Raw genomic sequence first — 16616 nt, 5'->3', positions numbered from 1 at the left:
CTGCAGATTGTCGACCGTTGACCACGGCTCGTCGACTGTCGACGACAGCCCACCGACCACAGCTCGCCGACCGCCGACCGCCGACCGCCGACCGCCGACCGCCGACCGGAGCCCGCCGAGCCGCCCGCCCAAGCCCCCGCCGCACCACCAACACCCGCCCATGCCGCAGATCGCCGGCCCCGCGCCACTGCCCACCCCCCCCGCCCCGAAAGGCCCCGAATGCACATCGCCATCGTCCTCTTCGACCGCTTCACCGCTCTCGACGCCGTTGGCCCCTACGAGACCCTCGGTCGTCTCCCCGACGCGGAGACCGTGTTCGTCGCCGAGGAGACCGGCCCTGTCCGCAACGAGAGCGGGAATCTGGCGCTCGTCGCCGACCGGACCCTGGCCGAGGTGCCGAGCCCCGACATCGTGGTCGTGCCGGGCGGCCCCGGCCAGACCTCGCAGATGGAGAACGAGACCCTCCTGGACTGGCTGCGCACCGCCGACGCCACCAGCACCTGGACGACCTCGGTGTGCACCGGGTCGCTGCTGCTGGCCGCCGCCGGGCTCCTGAACGGCCGGCGCGCGACCTCGCACTGGCTGGCCCTGGAGGAGTTGAGGCGGTTCGGTGTCGAGCCCACGGGGGAACGCGTGGTGACCGACGGCAAGTACGTCACCGCGGCCGGTGTCTCCTCCGGCATCGACATGGGCCTGACCCTGCTCGGCCGGATCGCCGGTGACGAACACGCCCGGGCCGTACAGCTGTTGACCGAGTACGACCCGCAGCCGCCCTACGACGCGGGGTCCCCGGAGAAGGCGCCCGCGCATCTCGTCGCGGAACTCCGGACCAGGAGCCGCTTCATCCTCCGGTAGTCCAGGTGAAGCGCGCCTCGCGGCGTTCCAGGAACGCGGCGACGCCCTCGGCGGTGTCGTCGCTGCCGCGTGCCTGCTCGGCCCAGTAACCGTCCCTGTCCGTACGCCCGTTGGCGAACTCCTTCGCCGCGGCCTGCGTCAGCCGGGAGCGGGCGGCCAGTACCCGGGTGAACTCCGCGACCCGCTTGGCGAGTTCGCCCTCGGGCAGCAGTTCGTCGAGGAAACCGGTGCGCAGCGCCCGCTCCGCGTCGATCAACTCGGCCGAGAAGAGGAGGTACTTGGCGGTTCCCGGACCCACCAGCGACACCAATCGCCGGGTGGAGGACGCCGGATACACGATCCCGAGCTTCGCCGGAGTCACCCCGAACAGCGCCCCCTGCTCCGCGAACCGCAGATCGCAGGCCGCCGCCAACTGCGCGCCGCCGCCCACACAGTGACCCCGGATCGCGGCCAGCGTCGGCTTCGGGAACGCCGCGAGCGCCTCCTCCGCGAGCACCGCGAGCCCCTGTGCCTCGCCCGCCGACTCCCGCAGCGTGGAGATGTCGGCCCCGGCGCAGAACGTGCCGCCCTCACCGGTCAGCACCAGTGCCCGTACGGCGGGATCGGCCGCCAGGGTGTCGAGCAGCGGCGGCAGCGCGCGCCACATCGCGGCCGTCATCGCGTTGCGCTTGCCGGGGTGGTGGACGACGACGGTGGCGACCGAGTCGGTGACCTCGTGCAGCAGTTGGGGCTCCATGCGCCGGATGCTACGTACAACCGGAAGAGTTCGCGAAGTCGTCATGATCGGGACACAAGCGGTCCGACACGCGACCGTGCCGGGCGGAAGTGGTCGTAATGCACCCGAAAACTGCTGACTTCTGTTCAGTCGTAGGGGGTGGAGCGGGTCGTTGCCAACACTCGTCGGGTGGTGACAATCGAGCGCAAGGGTGGCGACCGGACGATGGAGAACGATGGGCGTGGGGCAGGCCCCCGCCCAGAAGGCGGCGTCGGGGACGATCCCCCGGCCCCCGCCCCGCCGGGTCCGCTGCCGTACGAGGGAGTCTGGCGGTTCACCGCCTCCGCCGTCGACGCCTCCGTCCCGCAGGCGCGGCATGCCGTGCGGGACCTGCTCCTCCGCCAGGGCGTGCCCCTGACGGACGACCTGCTGCAGGGGCTGTTGCTGATCGTCTCCGAGCTGGTCACCAACGGGGTCAAGCACGCGGCGCTGCTGTCGCCGATACTCGCGGTGGAGGTCGCCGTCGGTGCCGAGTGGGTGCGGGTGTCCGTCGAGGACAACCACCCCTACCGCCCGACCGCCCTGGTGGCCGACCACGACGAGACCGGTGGCCGGGGACTGCTCCTGGTGCGCGAGGTGACCCGGGAGGCGGGCGGTGTGTGCGACGTCGAGCACACGGCGAGCGGCGGCAAGGTGATCTGGGCCGCGCTGCCGCTCACCGCCGTGCGGGTGCCGTAGGGCGGGCGGTCACCAGCCCGCGGTCGGGCCCGTCAGCTCGCGGACCGCCGGACGGGCCGCGTCCAGCACTGTCATGAACCAGGACGAGAAGGTGTCCTTCGCGTGCCGCTCCGCGAGCTCGGCGGGGGTCACGAACGCGGTCGTGTCCACCTCCTCCGGGTCCGGCCGCAGCGGGGACTGCACCATGCCGACGAAGAGGTGGTTGTACTCCTGCTCCACCAGACCCGAGGCCGGGTCGGGGTGGTTGTAGCGCACGGTGCCCGCCTCGGCGAGCAGCGACGGCGACACCCCCAGCTCCTCGTACGTACGCCGGGCCGCCGCCGCGAAGGGCGCCTCGCCCGGGTAGGGGTGACCGCAGCAGGTGTTGGACCAGACGCCGGGGGAGTGGTACTTGCCGAGCGCCCGCTGCTGGAGCAGCAGCCGCCCCTGCTCGTCGAAGAGGAAGACGGAGAAGGCGCGGTGCAGCCGCCCCGGTGGCTGGTGGGCGGAGAGCTTCTCCGCGGTGCCGATCGTCACGCCGTTCTCGTCGACCAGTTCGAGCAGGATCGCTTCGGCGGTGCCGTTCGACGAGCTGTGCGTCGCGGTGGCAGGTGTGATCGGCATACCCATCCTTCACATCGGTCTTCAAAGCCAAGTCTGCCGTACGAATCCGGCACTCCCGGCAGTTCATCGTGCCCGGCGCGGCGACGGGGGAACCGTCCGGGGGTGGGGTCACGGGAGTGTGGACACGGGTGTGCGCCGGACGGTTGCGTTCCGTCCGATCTGGTCGATTTCTCTCGGATTCCGTCGGCTTCTGCCAGCCGTCAGTCGTCCAGCCGTCCAGCCGTCCAGCCGTCAAGCGGTCGTCCGGTCGTCGATCGGTCGTCAATGGCAGAGCTTCGCCTCGTGCTCCGCGTGCCCGCCGGGCTCCAGCTGGAAGGTGCAGTGCTCCACGTCGAAGTGGTCGCCGAGGCAGGCCCGGAGTTCGTGGAGCATCTTCTCGTTGCCGATGGCGTTCAGCGCGTCCGGGCCGACGACCACGTGCGCGGAGAGCACCGGCAGGCCCGAGGTGATCGTCCAGGCGTGCAGATCGTGGATGTCCTCGACGCCGTCCAGGGCCAGGACATGGGCCCGCACCTCCCGCATGTCGACGTCCCTGGGTGCCGACTCCAGCAGTACGTCGAGGGTCTCGCGCAGCAGCCTCAGCGTGCGCGGCACGATCATCAGGCCGATGACGAGCGAGGCGATCGGGTCGGCGGCCTGCCATCCCGTGGCCAGGATCACCACGGCCGAGACGATCACCGCTAGGGAGCCCAGCGCGTCGGCGGCCACCTCCAGGAACGCGCCCCGCACATTCAGGCTCTCCTTCCGGCCGCGCGCCAGCAGCGTGAGGGAGATCATGTTCGCGACCAGGCCGATCAGACCGAACACGACGGTCGGTCCGCCCTCGGTGTCGGCGGGCACGACGAACCGCTGGACCGCCTCGTGGAGCACATAGCCGCCGACACCGAGCAGCAGCAGACAGTTGGCGAGCGCGGCGAGGATCTCCGCGCGGGCGTAGCCGAAGGTGCGGTGGCCGGCCGCCGGGCGGTTGGCGAAGCGGACGGCGAGCAGGGCCATGCCGAGCCCGAGCGCGTCCGTCGCCATGTGGGCCGCGTCGGCGACGAGCGCGAGGGAGTCCGCGAGCAGCCCGCCGACCACCTCGACCACCATCACGGTGAGCGTGATCCCCAGCGCGACGCGCAGCCTGCCCCGGTACGTCGCGGCGGCCGTACCGGTGACGGGAGTGCCGTGCGTGTGGGAATGCCCGTGATCGTGCCCTGCCCCCATGAAAGCCGCCCTCCCGATGACTGGCCCGGATCACAGTGAACTACGGGTGGGGGGTATGGGGCAACGCGGCACTGAACACCGTTGTCATCAGCCCTGACCTGCGTAGACGGATCACGGATCTCGGAGGCGCGGAGCGCCTGCGGGAGGGTGCGGAAGGCGGCCCGGGCCCACGGCCGTACGTGTGGGCCGCCGTCGGGGGCTCCGCGGAATGTCCGGCGATGCCCGCTCTGGCAGGTGCGGTTTGTCGGGCGGGGGCCGAATCCCTGATGATGATCTCGGCGGAGGCGCCTGCAGACCCTGTTGATCAGCCCATGAACGGCCGGTGAACACGGGCTTGAGAGCATCCGATAGCCTCTGCCGACATGCCGCCCGGGTGCCACCCAAGGGGCGCCACCACCATGCACATGACCGGCGCCCACGCGTCGGCACCAGGGAGTGAGTTCGGTTGTCGACCGCCATCCTCACCGGTCAGCCGGTCCCCGGATCGTCGATCGAGGACGACCTGCGCTCGCTCGGCTTCGACGTCCGGATCGCCGCCGACACCACCGAGGCGGAAACGCTGCTCGCGGCCGTTCCAGGTGACCGGCGCGTCGCCGTCGTGGACGCCCGCTTCGTCGGCCACCGGCACGCGCTGCGCCTCGGTCTCACCGACCCCCGCTTCCCGCTCGCCGCGGTAACGGGCGCCGTCACCGCACAGCCGGCCGGCCGCCAGGCCCTGACCCGCGCGGTGGCCCGCGAGAACTCGGCCGGCGGCGGTACGACCCTCCTCGACAACCTCGCCGACCGCATCGTCACCGCCCTCGACGCCGACGGCTCGGTCGTGCACCGCCCCGAACTGGGCAGCCTCGTCGCCACGGTCCCCGTAGACCCGCAGGCCAGCAACGAGGCACGGCAGGCGGTGGCGGCCGTCGACGACGAGGCCGTACGCCTGAAGTCGGCCGTGAAGTCCCGCGACGGCTTCTTCACCACCCACTTCATCAGCCCGTACTCCCGCTACATCGCCCGCTGGTGCGCCCGCCACGGCCTCAGCCCGAACCAGGTCACCACCGCGTCCCTGCTCACCGCGCTGATCGCGGCGGGCTGCGCGGCCACCGGCACCCGCGCCGGGTTCGTCGCGGCCGGCGTCCTGCTGATCGCGTCCTTCGTCCTGGACTGCGTCGACGGCCAGATCGCCCGCTACGCCCTGAAGTACTCGACGCTCGGCGCCTGGCTCGACGCCACCTTCGACCGCGCCAAGGAGTACGCCTACTACGCCGGCCTCGCGCTGGGAGCGGCCCGCGGCGGCGACGACGTATGGGCGCTCGCGCTCGGCGCGATGATCCTGCAGACCTGTCGGCACGTCGTGGACTTCTCCTTCAACGAGGCCAACCACGACGCCACCGCCAACACCAGCCCCACCGCCGCCCTCTCCGACAAGCTCGACAGCGTCGGCTGGACGGTCTGGGTGCGCCGGATGATAGTTCTGCCCATCGGCGAACGATGGGCGATGATCGCCGTACTCACGGCCGTGACGACCCCCCGGATCACCTTCTACGTCCTTCTCGTCGGCTGCGCCTTCGCGGCGACGTACACGACGGCGGGCCGGGTGCTGCGCTCGCTGACCCGCAAGGCACGGCGGACGGACCGGGCGGCGCAGGCGCTGGCGGATCTCGCCGACAACGGACCCCTTGCGTCCTTCGTGGCCCGCGTCAACCCCGGCCGCCTCGGCGCCCCGCTCCTGATCGCGCTCGCGGGCACCGCGATCCTCGCCGTCTCCCTCTTCTCCGGCGTCACCTGGGCCCCCGTGGCCGGCGCCCTGGTCTACGCGCTCACCTCCGGGCAGGCCCTGTCCCGCCCCCTCAAGGGCGCCCTCGACTGGCTCGTCCCCCCGCTCTTTCGGGCGGCCGAATACTGCACGGTCCTGGTGCTCGCGGCCAAAGCGGAGGTAAACGGAGCACTTCCTGCGGCTTTCGGCCTGGTGGCCGCAGTCGCCTACCATCACTACGACACGGTGTACCGCATTCGCGGCAATGCCGGGGCGCCCCCGGCCTGGCTGGTGCGCGCCATCGGGGGGCAGGAGGGGCGGACACTGCTCGTCACCGTTCTCGCCGCCGCGCTCACCACGTCGCAGTTCCCGGTCGCGCTCACGGTCCTGGCCGTGGCCGTGGCCCTGCTGGTGCTCGTCGAGAGCATCCGCTTCTGGGTGTCCGCAGGGGCGCCCGCCGTACACGATGAAGGAGAACCCGCATGATCGGCCTCGTGCTGGCGGCCGGCGCCGGACGGCGTCTGCGCCCCTACACCGACAGCCTTCCCAAGGCTCTGGTGCCGGTGGGGCCCGCGGGTATAGAGGGCGAACCGACGGTCCTGGACCTCACCCTCGGCAACTTCGCCGAGATCGGTCTGACCGAGGCCGCGATCATCGTCGGCTACCGCAAGGAAGCCGTGTACGAGCGCAAGGCGGCCCTTGAGGCGAAGTACGGCCTCAGGCTCACCCTCATCGACAACGACAAGGCCGAGGAGTGGAACAACGCCTACTCCCTGTGGTGCGGACGTGACGCCCTCAAGGACGGCGTGATCCTCGCCAACGGCGACACCGTCCACCCGGTCTCCGTCGAGAAGACGCTGCTGGCCGCCCGTGGCGACGGCAAGCGCATCATCCTCGCGCTGGACACCGTCAAGTCCCTTGCGGACGAGGAGATGAAGGTCGTCGTCGACCCCGCCAAGGGCATGACGAAGATCACCAAGCTGATGGACCCCGCCGAGGCCACCGGCGAGTACATCGGCGTCACCCTCATCGAGGGCGACGCCACCGCCGAGCTGGCCGACGCGCTCAAGACGGTGTGGGAGACCGACCCGCAGCAGTTCTACGAGCACGGCTACCAGGAACTCGTCAACCGCGGCTTCCGGATCGACGTGGCCCCGATCGGCGACGTCAAGTGGGTCGAGATCGACAACCACGACGATCTGGCCAAGGGACGTGAGATCGCGTGCCTGTACTGACCCGGCTGATTCCCTCGCCCGTCGTCGTGGACATCCGCCCGGGTGCCCTCGACGACCTCGCGTGCGTCCTCGCCGACGAACGCATCTCGCACTCCGGCAAGCTCGCGATCGCCGTCAGCGGCGGCTCGGGCGCCCGGCTGCGCGAGCGCCTCGAACCCAACCTGCCCGGTGCCACCTGGTACGAGGTCGGCGGCGGCACCCTCGACGACGCGATCGAGCTGGCCGGCGAGATGAAGGCCGGTCACTACGACGCGGTCGTGGGCCTCGGCGGCGGAAAGATCATCGACTGCGCCAAGTTCGCCGCGGCACGTATCGGCCTGCCCCTGGTCGCCGTACCGACGAACCTCGCGCACGACGGCCTCTGCTCGCCGGTCGCCACGCTCGACAACGACGCGGGGCGCGGCTCGTACGGTGTGCCGAACCCGATCGCCGTCGTCATCGACCTCGACGTCATCCGCGAGGCACCGGCGCGCTTCGTGCGGGCCGGAATCGGTGACGCGATCTCCAACATCAACTCGATCGCGGACTGGGAGCTGTCCAACCGCGTCAACGGAGAGAAGATCGACGGCCTCGCCGCCGCCATGGCCCGGCAGGCGGGCGAGGCGGTGCTCCGGCATCCCGGTGGCATAGGGGACAGCGGCTTCCTCCAGGTGCTCGCCGAGGCCTTGGTCCTCACCGGAATCGCGATGTCGATCTCGGGTGACTCCCGGCCCGCCTCGGGCTCCTGCCACGAGATCAACCACGCCTTCGACCTGCTCTTCCCCAAACGCGCCGCCGCCCACGGCGAGCAGTGCGGACTGGGCGCGGCCTTCGCGATGTACCTGCGCGGAGCCCACGAGGAATCCGCGTACACGGCCGAGGTGCTGCGCCGGCACGGACTGCCGGTGCTGCCGGAGGAGATCGGCTTCACGGTGGACGAGTTCGTCCGCGTCGTGGAGTTCGCTCCTCAGACCCGCCCCGGCCGCTACACGATCCTCGAACACCTCGACCTGAAAACCGACCAGATCAAGGACATCTACGCCGACTATGTCAAGGCCATCGGTAGCTGAACTCCGTCCCGTCGTCCACCCCGCAGGGGTGAAGGACCGGCGCAGCGGTGAGCACTGGATGGGACGCCTCTACATGCGTGAGGTGTCCCTGCGGGTGGACCGCTACCTGGTGAACACCAGGGTCTCGCCTAACCAGCTCACGTACCTGATGACCGTCTTCGGCGTACTCGCCGCCCCGGCGCTGCTGGTGCCGGGGATCACGGGCGCCGTGCTGGGCGTGGTGTGCGTCCAGATGTATCTGCTGCTGGACTGCGTCGACGGCGAGATCGCCCGCTGGCGCAAGCAGTACTCCCTCGCGGGCGTCTACCTCGACCGGGTCGGCGCCTACCTCACCGACGCCGCCGTCCTCGTCGGCTTCGGGCTGCGCGCCGCCGACCTGTGGGGCAGCGGCCGTATCGACTGGCTGTGGGCCTTCCTCGGCACGCTGGCCGCGCTCGGCGCGATCCTGATCAAGGCCGAGACCGACCTGGTCGGCGTCGCCCGGCACCAGACCGGCAAGGCGCCGGTGCAGGAGTCCGCGGCCGAGATGCGGTCCTCAGGGATGGCCCTGGCCCGCCGGGCCGCCGCCGCCTTCAAGTTCCACCGGCTGATCCTCGGCATCGAGGCGTCCCTGCTGATCCTGGTCCTGGCGATCGTGGACCAGGTCCGCGGCGACCTGTTCTACTCGCGGCTCGGCGTCGCCGTACTCGCCGGCATCGCGCTGCTCCAGACCCTGCTGCACCTGGTGTCGATCCTCGCGTCGAGCAGGCTGAAGTGAGCGGCATGAAGGTCGGCGCGGTGATCATCACCATGGGCAACCGGCCCGACGAACTCCGTGCCCTGCTCGACTCGGTGGCCAAACAGGACGGCGACCGGGTCGAGGCGGTGGTCGTCGGCAACGGCTCGCCCGTGCCCGACGTACCGGACGGCGTCCGGACCATGGAGCTGCCCGAGAACCTCGGCATCCCCGGCGGGCGCAACATCGGCCTGGAGGCCTTCGGGCCCTGCGGTCGAGATGTCGACATAGTGATGTTCCTCGACGACGACGGGCTGCTCGCCCAGCACGACACCGCCGAGCTGTGCCGGCAGGCCTTCGCCGCCGACCCCCGCCTCGGCATCATCAGCTTCCGCATCGCCGACCCGGAGACGGGTGTCACCCAACGCCGGCACGTCCCGCGGCTGCGCGCCTCCGACCCGATGCGTTCCTCCCGGGTGACCACCTTCCTCGGCGGCGCCAACGCCGTCCGTACGAGGGTCTTCGCCGAGGTCGGCGGACTTCCGGACGAGTTCTTCTACGCCCACGAGGAGACCGACCTCGCCTGGCGGGCCCTCGACGCCGGCTGGATGATCGACTACCGGTCCGACATGGTCCTGTACCACCCGACGACGGCGCCCTCCCGGCACGCGGTCTACCACCGCATGGTCGCCCGCAACCGCGTCTGGCTGGCCCGCCGCAACCTCCCCGCCCCCCTCGTCCCCGTCTACCTCGGGGTGTGGCTGCTGCTCACGCTCCTGCGCCGCCCTTCACGTCCTGCCCTGCAGGCCTGGTTCGGCGGGTTCAAGGAGGGCTGGACCACTCCGTGCGGACCGCGCAGGCCCATGAAGTGGCGTACGGTGTGGCGGCTGACCCGACTGGGCCGGCCCCCCGTGATCTGACGGGCTCGACCGTGCGTGACCGGGCGTTCGGCGCGCGGGACGTCCCTGAAAGGTGTCCGGCGGCGGATACGTGTCACTTCCTGTAGCACAATTCCGTAAGACGAACGCATGACGATCGTAAGACGCATCCGAACATGAAGGCTTCCACACCTTGAGTGAGACAACGCATGACGGCGGAGTCGCGGTGAGCCCGCGCCCGTCGCCCGACGAAGGCCTCACGGCGCCGCAGCTCGCCGCCAAGTACGGGCTGACCGTGAGCGGTGCCCGCCCCGGACTCGTCGACTACGTCCGCCAGCTCTGGGGACGACGTCACTTCATCCTGGCCTTCTCCCAGGCGAAGCTGACGGCCCAGTACAGCCAGGCGAAGCTCGGCCAGCTCTGGCAGGTGGCCACTCCGCTGCTGAACGCGGCCGTCTACTTCTTCATCTTCGGCGTCATCCTGAAGGCCAGCCGGGGCATGTCGCGGGACGTGTACATCCCGTTCCTGGTCACGGGCGTCTTCGTGTTCACCTTCACGCAGAGCTCGATCATGGCGGGTGTCCGCGCGATCTCCGGCAACCTCGGCCTGGTGCGCGCGCTGCATTTCCCGCGCGCCTCGCTGCCGATCTCCTTCGCGCTCCAGCAGCTCCAGCAGCTCCTGTTCTCGATGACCGTGCTGTTCGTCATCGTGATCGGCTTCGGCAGCTACCCGAGCCTGTCGTGGCTGCTGATCCTTCCGATCCTGCTGCTGCAGTTCCTCTTCAACACCGGGCTCGCGCTGATCGTGGCGCGGATGGGCGCCAAGACCCCGGACCTCGCCCAGCTGATGCCGTTCATCCTGCGCACCTGGATGTACACGTCCGGCGTCATGTTCTCCATCAGCAAGATGATGGAGGGCCGCTCCGAGGTGTTCATCCGCTTCCTCCAGGTGAACCCGGCCGCCATCTACATGGACCTGATGCGCTTCGCGCTGATCGACGGCTACGGCGCCTCGAACCTGCCGCCGCACGTCTGGGCCATCGCCACCTTCTGGGCCGTGGTCCTGTTCGCCGGCGGGTTCGTGTACTTCTGGCAGGCGGAGGAGAGGTACGGCCGTGGCTGAGCCCAGCGTCGAGCAGAACCCGGTGGACCAGACCCCGGGGTCGCTGATCCCCACCGTCGTCGCGGACGAACTGCACATCGTCTACCGCGTGCACGGCGCCAAGACCGGCAAGGGCAGCGCCACCGCCGCCCTCAGCCGCATAGTCAAGCGCGGCGAGGAGCGCGGGGTGCGCAAGGTGCACGCCGTCAGGGGCGTCTCCTTCGTCGCCTACCGGGGCGAGGCCGTCGGCCTGATCGGCTCCAACGGCTCCGGCAAGTCGACCCTGCTGCGGGCCATCGCCGGCCTGCTCCCGGCCGAGAGCGGCCGGGTCTACACCAACGGCCAGCCCTCGCTGCTGGGCGTGAACGCGGCCCTGATGAACGACCTCACCGGCGAGCGGAACGTCATTCTGGGCGGTCTCGCCATGGGCATGAGCCGCGAACAGGTCAGGGAGCGCTACCAGGAGATCGTCGACTTCTCCGGGATCAACGAGAAGGGCGACTTCATCACCCTTCCCATGCGCACCTATTCCTCCGGAATGGCCGCCCGGCTGCGCTTCTCCATCGCCGCCGCCAAGGACCACGACGTCCTGATGATCGACGAGGCGCTGGCCACCGGCGACCGCAAGTTCCAGGTCCGCTCGGAGCAGCGCATCCGCGAACTGCGCAAGTCCGCGGGCACGGTGTTCCTGGTGAGCCACAACAACAAGTCGATCCGCGACACCTGCGACCGGGTGCTGTGGCTGGAACGCGGCGAACTGCGGATGGACGGGCCGACCGAAGAGGTCCTCAAGGAGTACGAGAAGTTCACCGGCAAGTAGTCGACTCGCATATGGGCGCAAAAGCCCGGAACGCTTCCCAGGGCCCCGCCGGAACTGCTCCGGCGGGGCCCCGCGTCTGCAAAGGAAACGTCAACTCGGCCCGGCCCAAGGAATCTTGACACCAATCGGTGTGTTGTTGTGATGTGCAGGACACCCCGAGGAAGCTCGCTGCGTTGTACAACGTAAGCTGTACCGGTGCCGAATAGCGGCAAGTGGGGCGATAATGCGCGACACCCAAATGCGGGTCACCGTGCGGACGACTGGGCGGCGTGTCCGAAATAGTGTGTATTGGGTCGGCAGTGTAGAACGGGAGATGTGACGGCAATGGCTACGGAAACTCCCCAGCTCACCGAAGCACGTGCCGTCCCCGCCCCTGGCAGCGAGCGGTGACGGGAAGCGGCAATGCCGCCACCGGTGACCCGGAGCGCGGCACACTCGACAAGGCCGCGGGCGAGAACTTCCCCGTGGCGCCTTTCTTCCTGCCCAGGGCGTGGCGCACCGACCTCATGGCGGTCTACGGATTCGCCCGCCTCGTCGACGACATCGGCGACGGCGACCTCGCCCCCGGCGGCGCCGACGCCGCGCTGCTCGGCGTGTCGCCCGAGGACGCCGAGGACCGCGTGCTCCTCCTCGACGCCTTCGAGGCCGATCTGCGCCGGGTCTTCGACGGCACCCCCCGCCACCCCCTGCTGCGCCGCCTCCAGCCGACCGTCCGCCGCTGCGCGCTCACCCCGGAACCCTTCCTCGGCCTGATCGCGGCGAACCGCCAGGACCAACTCGTCACGCGCTACGAGACCTACGACGATCTCCTTGCCTACTGTGAACTCTCCGCGAACCCGGTCGGCCGCCTCGTCCTCGGCGTCACCAGCACCGAGACGCCCGAGCGGGTCCGGCTCTCCGACGCGATCTGTACCGCACTGCAGATCGTCGAACACCTTCAGGACGTGACCGAGGACCTCGGCCGCGACCGCATCTACCTGCCCGCCCAGGACATGAAGCGCTTTCACGTCCAGGAAGCGGATCTCGCCACGCCCTCCGCGGGCGCATCGGTGCGCGCACTGGTTGCATACGAAGCAGAACGCGCCCGCGATCTCCTGAATGAAGGCGCCCCCCTGGTGGGTAGCGTCCACGGCAGACTGAAGCTGCTGCTCGCGGGGTTCGTGGCGGGGGGACGGGCGGCGATCAAAGCGATCGTCGCCGCCGAATACGACGTACTTCCCGGCCCGCCCAAACCCGGCAAGATCCAGTTGCTGCGTGAGGTGGGCGTGACTCTGCGAGGAGAGGGGTGATCCGGACCGTGGAGTCTGCACCGCACATGTCCGCGCCGGTACTCGCCGCCTACAGCTACTGCGAGGCCGTCACCGGACAACAGGCGCGCAATTTCGCGTACGGCATCAGACTGTTGCCCACGCCCAAGCGGCGCGCCATGTCGGCGCTGTACGCGTTCTCACGGCGTGTCGACGACATCGGCGACGGCACGCTGGCGACCGAGGTGAAGGCGGGGCGGCTGGAGGACACCCGGGCGCTGCTGACCCGGGTCCGCGAGGGCAAGGTCGAGGAGGACGACACCGACCCGGTGGCGGTCGCCCTCGCGCACGCGGCCGAGGCCTTCCCGATCCCGCTCGGCGGCCTGGACGAGCTGATCGACGGCGTCCTCATGGACGTCCAGGGCGAGACCTACGAGACCTGGGACGACCTGAAGGTCTACTGCCGCTGTGTCGCGGGTGCGATCGGGCGGCTCTCGCTCGGCGTGTTCGGCACGGAGGCGGGGGCGCGCGGCTCCGAACGCGCCTCGGAGTACGCCGACACGCTGGGGCTCGCGCTCCAGCTCACCAACATCCTGAGAGACGTCCGCGAGGACGCCGAGGGCGGCCGTACCTATCTGCCCGCCGACGACCTCGCGAAATTCGGGTGCTCGGCCGGGTTCGACGGACCGACCCCGCCCGAGGGTTCCGACTTCGCGGGTCTCGTGCACTTCGAGGTGCGCCGGGCCCGCACCCTTTTCGCCGAGGGCTACCGACTGCTCCCCATGCTCGACCGCCGCAGCGGCGCCTGTGTCGCCGCCATGGCCGGCATCTACCGCCGCCTGCTGGACCGCATCGAGCGCGAGCCGGAGGCCGTACTGCGCGGCCGGGTCTCGCTGCCCGGCCGCGAGAAGGCCTACGTCGCCGTGCGCGGCCTGTCCGGACTGGACACCCGCCACGTCACGCGCAGGACCCTCAGGAGGCGCACCTGATGGACAAAGTGGGCCAAGGTGATGTCACCGGAGAAATGCGGCACGCAACCCTCCGGTGCGCGACGGCGTCCCTGACTGCGACGACCTGCCATGGAGGGTTCGCGCACCACGGTGGGCGCACAGGGGGGAGTGCACGATGAGCGACGGCACGCAGGGCGGCGACGGGCTGCCCTCGGATCCATCGGCGGCAGGGGCCGCACGGCATGCGGTCGTGGTCGGCGGCGGGCTGGCCGGCGTCACCACCGCGCTCGCGCTCGCCGACGCCGGAGTCCGCGTCACCCTGCTCGAAGGCCGCCCGCGCCTGGGCGGACTCGCCTTCTCCTTCCAGCGCGGCGACCTCACCGTCGACAACGGTCAGCACGTGTACCTGCGCTGCTGCACCGCCTACCGCTGGTTCCTCGACCGCATCGAGGGCGCGGCGCTGTCTCCGCTGCAGGATCGTCTCGACGTGCCCGTACTCGACGCGAACCGCCCCGAGGGACGCAGGCTCGGCAGACTGCGACGCGACCCGCTGCCCGTACCTCTGCATCTCGGACGCAGCCTCGCGACCTACCCGCATCTCTCGCTCGCCGAGCGCGCCAAGGTCGGCCGTGCCGCTCTCGCGCTCAGAGCGCTCGACCTCGACGATCCGGCCCTGGACGCGCAGGACTTCGGCAGCTGGCTGGCCGCGCACGGTCAGTCGGCGCGTGCCGTCGAGGCACTGTGGGACCTGGTGGGGGTCGCCACCCTCAACGCGGTGGCCGGCGATTCCTCGCTGGCGCTGGCCGCGATGGTGTTCAAGACCGGTCTGCTCTCCGACCCGGGAGCGGCCGACATCGGCTGGGCCCGTGTGCCGCTGGGCGAACTGCACGACCGGCTGGCCCGCAAGGCGCTCGACTCCGCGGGCGTGCGCACCGAAGTCCGTACACGCGTCACCTCCGTCTCCACTGAGGAGAACGGGCGTTGGAGCGTCCAGGTTCCCGGCGAGCGCATCGAGGCCGACGCCGTCGTCCTCGCCGTGCCGCAGAGCGAGGCCCACGATCTGCTGCCCGACGGCGCCCTCGACGCCCCTGAGCGGCTGCTCGCCATCGACACCGCGCCGATCCTGAACGTCCACGTCGTCTACGACCGCAAGGTCCTCGCCCGGCCCTTCTTCGCCGCGCTGGGCAGCCCCGTGCAGTGGGTGTTCGACCGGACCGGGGCGTCCGGGCTGAAGGACGGCCAGTACCTGGCGCTGTCCCAGTCCGCCGCGCACGACGAGATCGACGCGACCGTCGCCGAACTGCGCGAGCGCTACCTTCCCGAGCTGGAGCGGCTGCTGCCCGGTGCGCGCGGCGCCGAGGTGAGGGACTTCTTCGTGACCAGGGAGCGCACGGCGACGTTCGCTCCCGCCCCCGGCGTCGGACGGCTGCGGCCCGGCGCCCGCACCAAGGCCCCCGGCCTGTACCTGGCCGGAGCGTGGACCGCCACAGGGTGGCCCGCGACCATGGAAAGTGCGGTCCGCAGTGGGGTGAGCGCGGCCGACGCGGCGCTCGCTGCCCTGGGCCGGCCCCGCCCCCATCGGCTCTTCGAGTTCGAGGAGGCGGCGTGATGCTCGACGAGCACGCGGCAGGCCCCCGCACCCCCGGTACCGCGACAAGAGGAGAGACTGTGCCCACTGTGCCCCCGGCCGAGACGGCCGCTGCGAGGACCGCGGTGGACGTGTCCGCGCTCCTGGAGCGCGGACGGACCCTTGCCACACCGGTGCTGCGGGCCGCCGTGGACCGCCTGGCACCGCCCATGGACACCGTCTCCGCCTACCACTTCGGCTGGATCGACGCCGAGGGCAACCCGGCCGCGGGCGACGGCGGCAAGGCCGTGCGCCCCGCGCTCGCCGTTCTCTCCGCCGAGGTCACCGGTGCCGCGCCCGAGGTCGGCATCCCCGGTGCCGTCGCCGTCGAGCTGGTGCACAACTTCTCGCTGCTGCACGACGACCTGATGGACGGCGACGAACAGCGCCGGCACCGCGACACCGTGTGGAAGGTGCACGGCCCCGCGCAGGCCATCCTGGTCGGCGACGCCCTGTTCGCGCTCGCCAACGAGGTCCTGCTGGAGCTCGGCACCGTCGAGGCCGGCCGCGCCACCCGCCGCCTCACCAGCGCGACCCGCGCCCTCATCGACGGCCAGGCGCAGGACATCTCCTACGAGCACCGCGACCGCGTCAGCGTCGAGGAGTGCCTGGAGATGGAGGGCAACAAGACCGGCGCCCTGCTCGCCTGCGCCTCCTCCATCGGGGCCGTGCTCGGCGGCGCGGACGACCGCACCGCCGACGTCCTGGAGAAGTACGGCCACCACCTCGGCCTGGCCTTCCAGGCCGTCGACGACCTCCTCGGCATCTGGGGCGACCCGGAGTCCACCGGGAAGCAGACCTGGAGCGATCTGCGCCAGCGCAAGAAGTCCCTGCCCGTGGTGGCGGCGCTCGCGGCGGGCGGACCCGCCTCCGAGCGGCTCGGCGAGATCCTCGCCGCCGACGCCAAGAGCAGCGACTTCGAGAACTTCTCCGAGGAGGAGTTCGCGGCCCGCGCCGCGCTCATCGAGGAGGCCGGCGGCCGCGAGTGGACCGCCGAAGAGGCACGCCGTCAGCACACCATCGCCATCGAGGTCCTCGACGCCATCGACATGCCCGACCGGGTTCGGGCGCAGTTCACGGCGCTCGCCGACTTCGTCGTCGTACGAAAGAGATGATCACTATCGGTCGAATA

The 16616-nt window shown here is 70.6% G+C and carries 17 protein-coding genes; 14 read left to right on the top strand and 3 right to left on the bottom strand.

Going from position 1 to position 16616, the window contains the following annotated elements; genetic code table 11:
* The first annotated feature begins 219 nt into the window (after positions 1-219).
* Positions 220-855 (top strand): DJ-1/PfpI family protein, encoded by a 636-nt coding sequence (locus tag ACWDEW_RS31520; RefSeq protein ID WP_450517198.1) that lies wholly within the window; start codon positions 220-222, stop codon positions 853-855.
* On the opposite strand, the gene ACWDEW_RS31515 is transcribed toward ACWDEW_RS31520, so the two are convergent.
* Complete coding sequence (locus ACWDEW_RS31515; RefSeq protein ID WP_450517196.1) at positions 842-1591, bottom strand: enoyl-CoA hydratase/isomerase family protein; 750 nt, start codon at positions 1589-1591, stop codon at positions 842-844. The genes ACWDEW_RS31520 and ACWDEW_RS31515 overlap by 14 nt on opposite strands.
* Before the next feature lie 204 nt (positions 1592-1795).
* Between ACWDEW_RS31515 and ACWDEW_RS31510 the strand changes: the two genes are divergently transcribed.
* On the top strand, positions 1796-2308 hold the full coding sequence (locus ACWDEW_RS31510) for an ATP-binding protein (protein ID WP_450517223.1): 513 nt from the start codon (positions 1796-1798) through the stop codon (positions 2306-2308).
* A 9-nt stretch (positions 2309-2317) separates the two neighbouring features.
* Here the strand turns inward: ACWDEW_RS31510 and idi are convergent, their stop codons facing one another.
* Both idi and ACWDEW_RS31500 read right to left on the bottom strand, forming a co-directional pair.
* Entirely contained in the window at positions 2318-2911 is a 594-nt protein-coding gene (gene idi, locus ACWDEW_RS31505; protein ID WP_450517194.1) for an isopentenyl-diphosphate Delta-isomerase, read from the bottom strand.
* Between the two features lie 261 nt (positions 2912-3172).
* Entirely contained in the window at positions 3173-4117 is a 945-nt protein-coding gene (locus ACWDEW_RS31500; protein ID WP_450517192.1) for a cation diffusion facilitator family transporter, read from the bottom strand.
* A gap of 445 nt (positions 4118-4562) precedes the next feature.
* Between ACWDEW_RS31500 and ACWDEW_RS31495 the strand changes: the two genes are divergently transcribed.
* The 12 genes from ACWDEW_RS31495 (at position 4563) to ACWDEW_RS31440 (ending at position 16599) form a co-directional block, all read left to right on the top strand.
* The gene (locus ACWDEW_RS31495; protein WP_450517190.1) at positions 4563-6347 is read left to right on the top strand and encodes a DUF5941 domain-containing protein; all 1785 of its coding nucleotides are present in this window, start codon (positions 4563-4565) and stop codon (positions 6345-6347) included.
* On the top strand, positions 6344-7096 hold the full coding sequence (locus ACWDEW_RS31490) for a phosphocholine cytidylyltransferase family protein (RefSeq protein ID WP_450517188.1): 753 nt from the start codon (positions 6344-6346) through the stop codon (positions 7094-7096). The genes ACWDEW_RS31495 and ACWDEW_RS31490 overlap by 4 nt, the downstream gene beginning before the upstream one ends.
* The gene (locus tag ACWDEW_RS31485) at positions 7084-8145 is read left to right on the top strand and encodes an iron-containing alcohol dehydrogenase family protein (RefSeq protein ID WP_450517186.1); all 1062 of its coding nucleotides are present in this window, start codon (positions 7084-7086) and stop codon (positions 8143-8145) included. The genes ACWDEW_RS31490 and ACWDEW_RS31485 overlap by 13 nt, the downstream gene beginning before the upstream one ends.
* The gene (locus ACWDEW_RS31480; RefSeq protein ID WP_078532484.1) at positions 8123-8902 is read left to right on the top strand and encodes a CDP-alcohol phosphatidyltransferase family protein; all 780 of its coding nucleotides are present in this window, start codon (positions 8123-8125) and stop codon (positions 8900-8902) included. Before ACWDEW_RS31485 ends, ACWDEW_RS31480 begins: the two co-directional genes overlap by 23 nt.
* Before the next feature lie 5 nt (positions 8903-8907).
* On the top strand, positions 8908-9780 hold the full coding sequence (locus ACWDEW_RS31475; RefSeq protein ID WP_450517221.1) for a glycosyltransferase family 2 protein: 873 nt from the start codon (positions 8908-8910) through the stop codon (positions 9778-9780).
* Positions 9781-9931: 151 nt separating this feature from the next.
* The gene (locus ACWDEW_RS31470; RefSeq protein WP_450517183.1) at positions 9932-10861 is read left to right on the top strand and encodes an ABC transporter permease; all 930 of its coding nucleotides are present in this window, start codon (positions 9932-9934) and stop codon (positions 10859-10861) included.
* Complete coding sequence (locus tag ACWDEW_RS31465) at positions 10854-11660, top strand: ABC transporter ATP-binding protein (protein WP_450517181.1); 807 nt, start codon at positions 10854-10856, stop codon at positions 11658-11660. Before ACWDEW_RS31470 ends, ACWDEW_RS31465 begins: the two co-directional genes overlap by 8 nt.
* A gap of 386 nt (positions 11661-12046) precedes the next feature.
* On the top strand, positions 12047-12949 hold the full coding sequence (gene hpnC / locus ACWDEW_RS31460; RefSeq protein ID WP_450517179.1) for a squalene synthase HpnC: 903 nt from the start codon (positions 12047-12049) through the stop codon (positions 12947-12949).
* Positions 12946-13896, top strand: a complete 951-nt coding sequence (gene hpnD, locus ACWDEW_RS31455) for a presqualene diphosphate synthase HpnD (RefSeq protein WP_450517178.1) — start codon at positions 12946-12948, stop codon at positions 13894-13896. Before hpnC ends, hpnD begins: the two co-directional genes overlap by 4 nt.
* Complete coding sequence (locus ACWDEW_RS31450; protein WP_369407096.1) at positions 13896-14036, top strand: DUF6380 family protein; 141 nt, start codon at positions 13896-13898, stop codon at positions 14034-14036. The genes hpnD and ACWDEW_RS31450 overlap by 1 nt, the downstream gene beginning before the upstream one ends.
* A complete protein-coding gene (hpnE, locus tag ACWDEW_RS31445) occupies positions 14033-15466 on the top strand; it encodes a hydroxysqualene dehydroxylase HpnE (RefSeq protein WP_450517175.1) in 1434 nt (477 codons plus the stop codon). Before ACWDEW_RS31450 ends, hpnE begins: the two co-directional genes overlap by 4 nt.
* Positions 15466-16599 (top strand): polyprenyl synthetase family protein, encoded by a 1134-nt coding sequence (locus ACWDEW_RS31440; RefSeq protein ID WP_450517174.1) that lies wholly within the window; start codon positions 15466-15468, stop codon positions 16597-16599. The genes hpnE and ACWDEW_RS31440 overlap by 1 nt, the downstream gene beginning before the upstream one ends.
* The last annotated feature ends 17 nt before the right edge of the window (positions 16600-16616 follow it).

The sequence above is a fragment of the Streptomyces sp. NPDC001100 genome (assembly GCF_053598575.1).
This window is presented reverse-complemented; position numbering and strand designations above follow the sequence as displayed.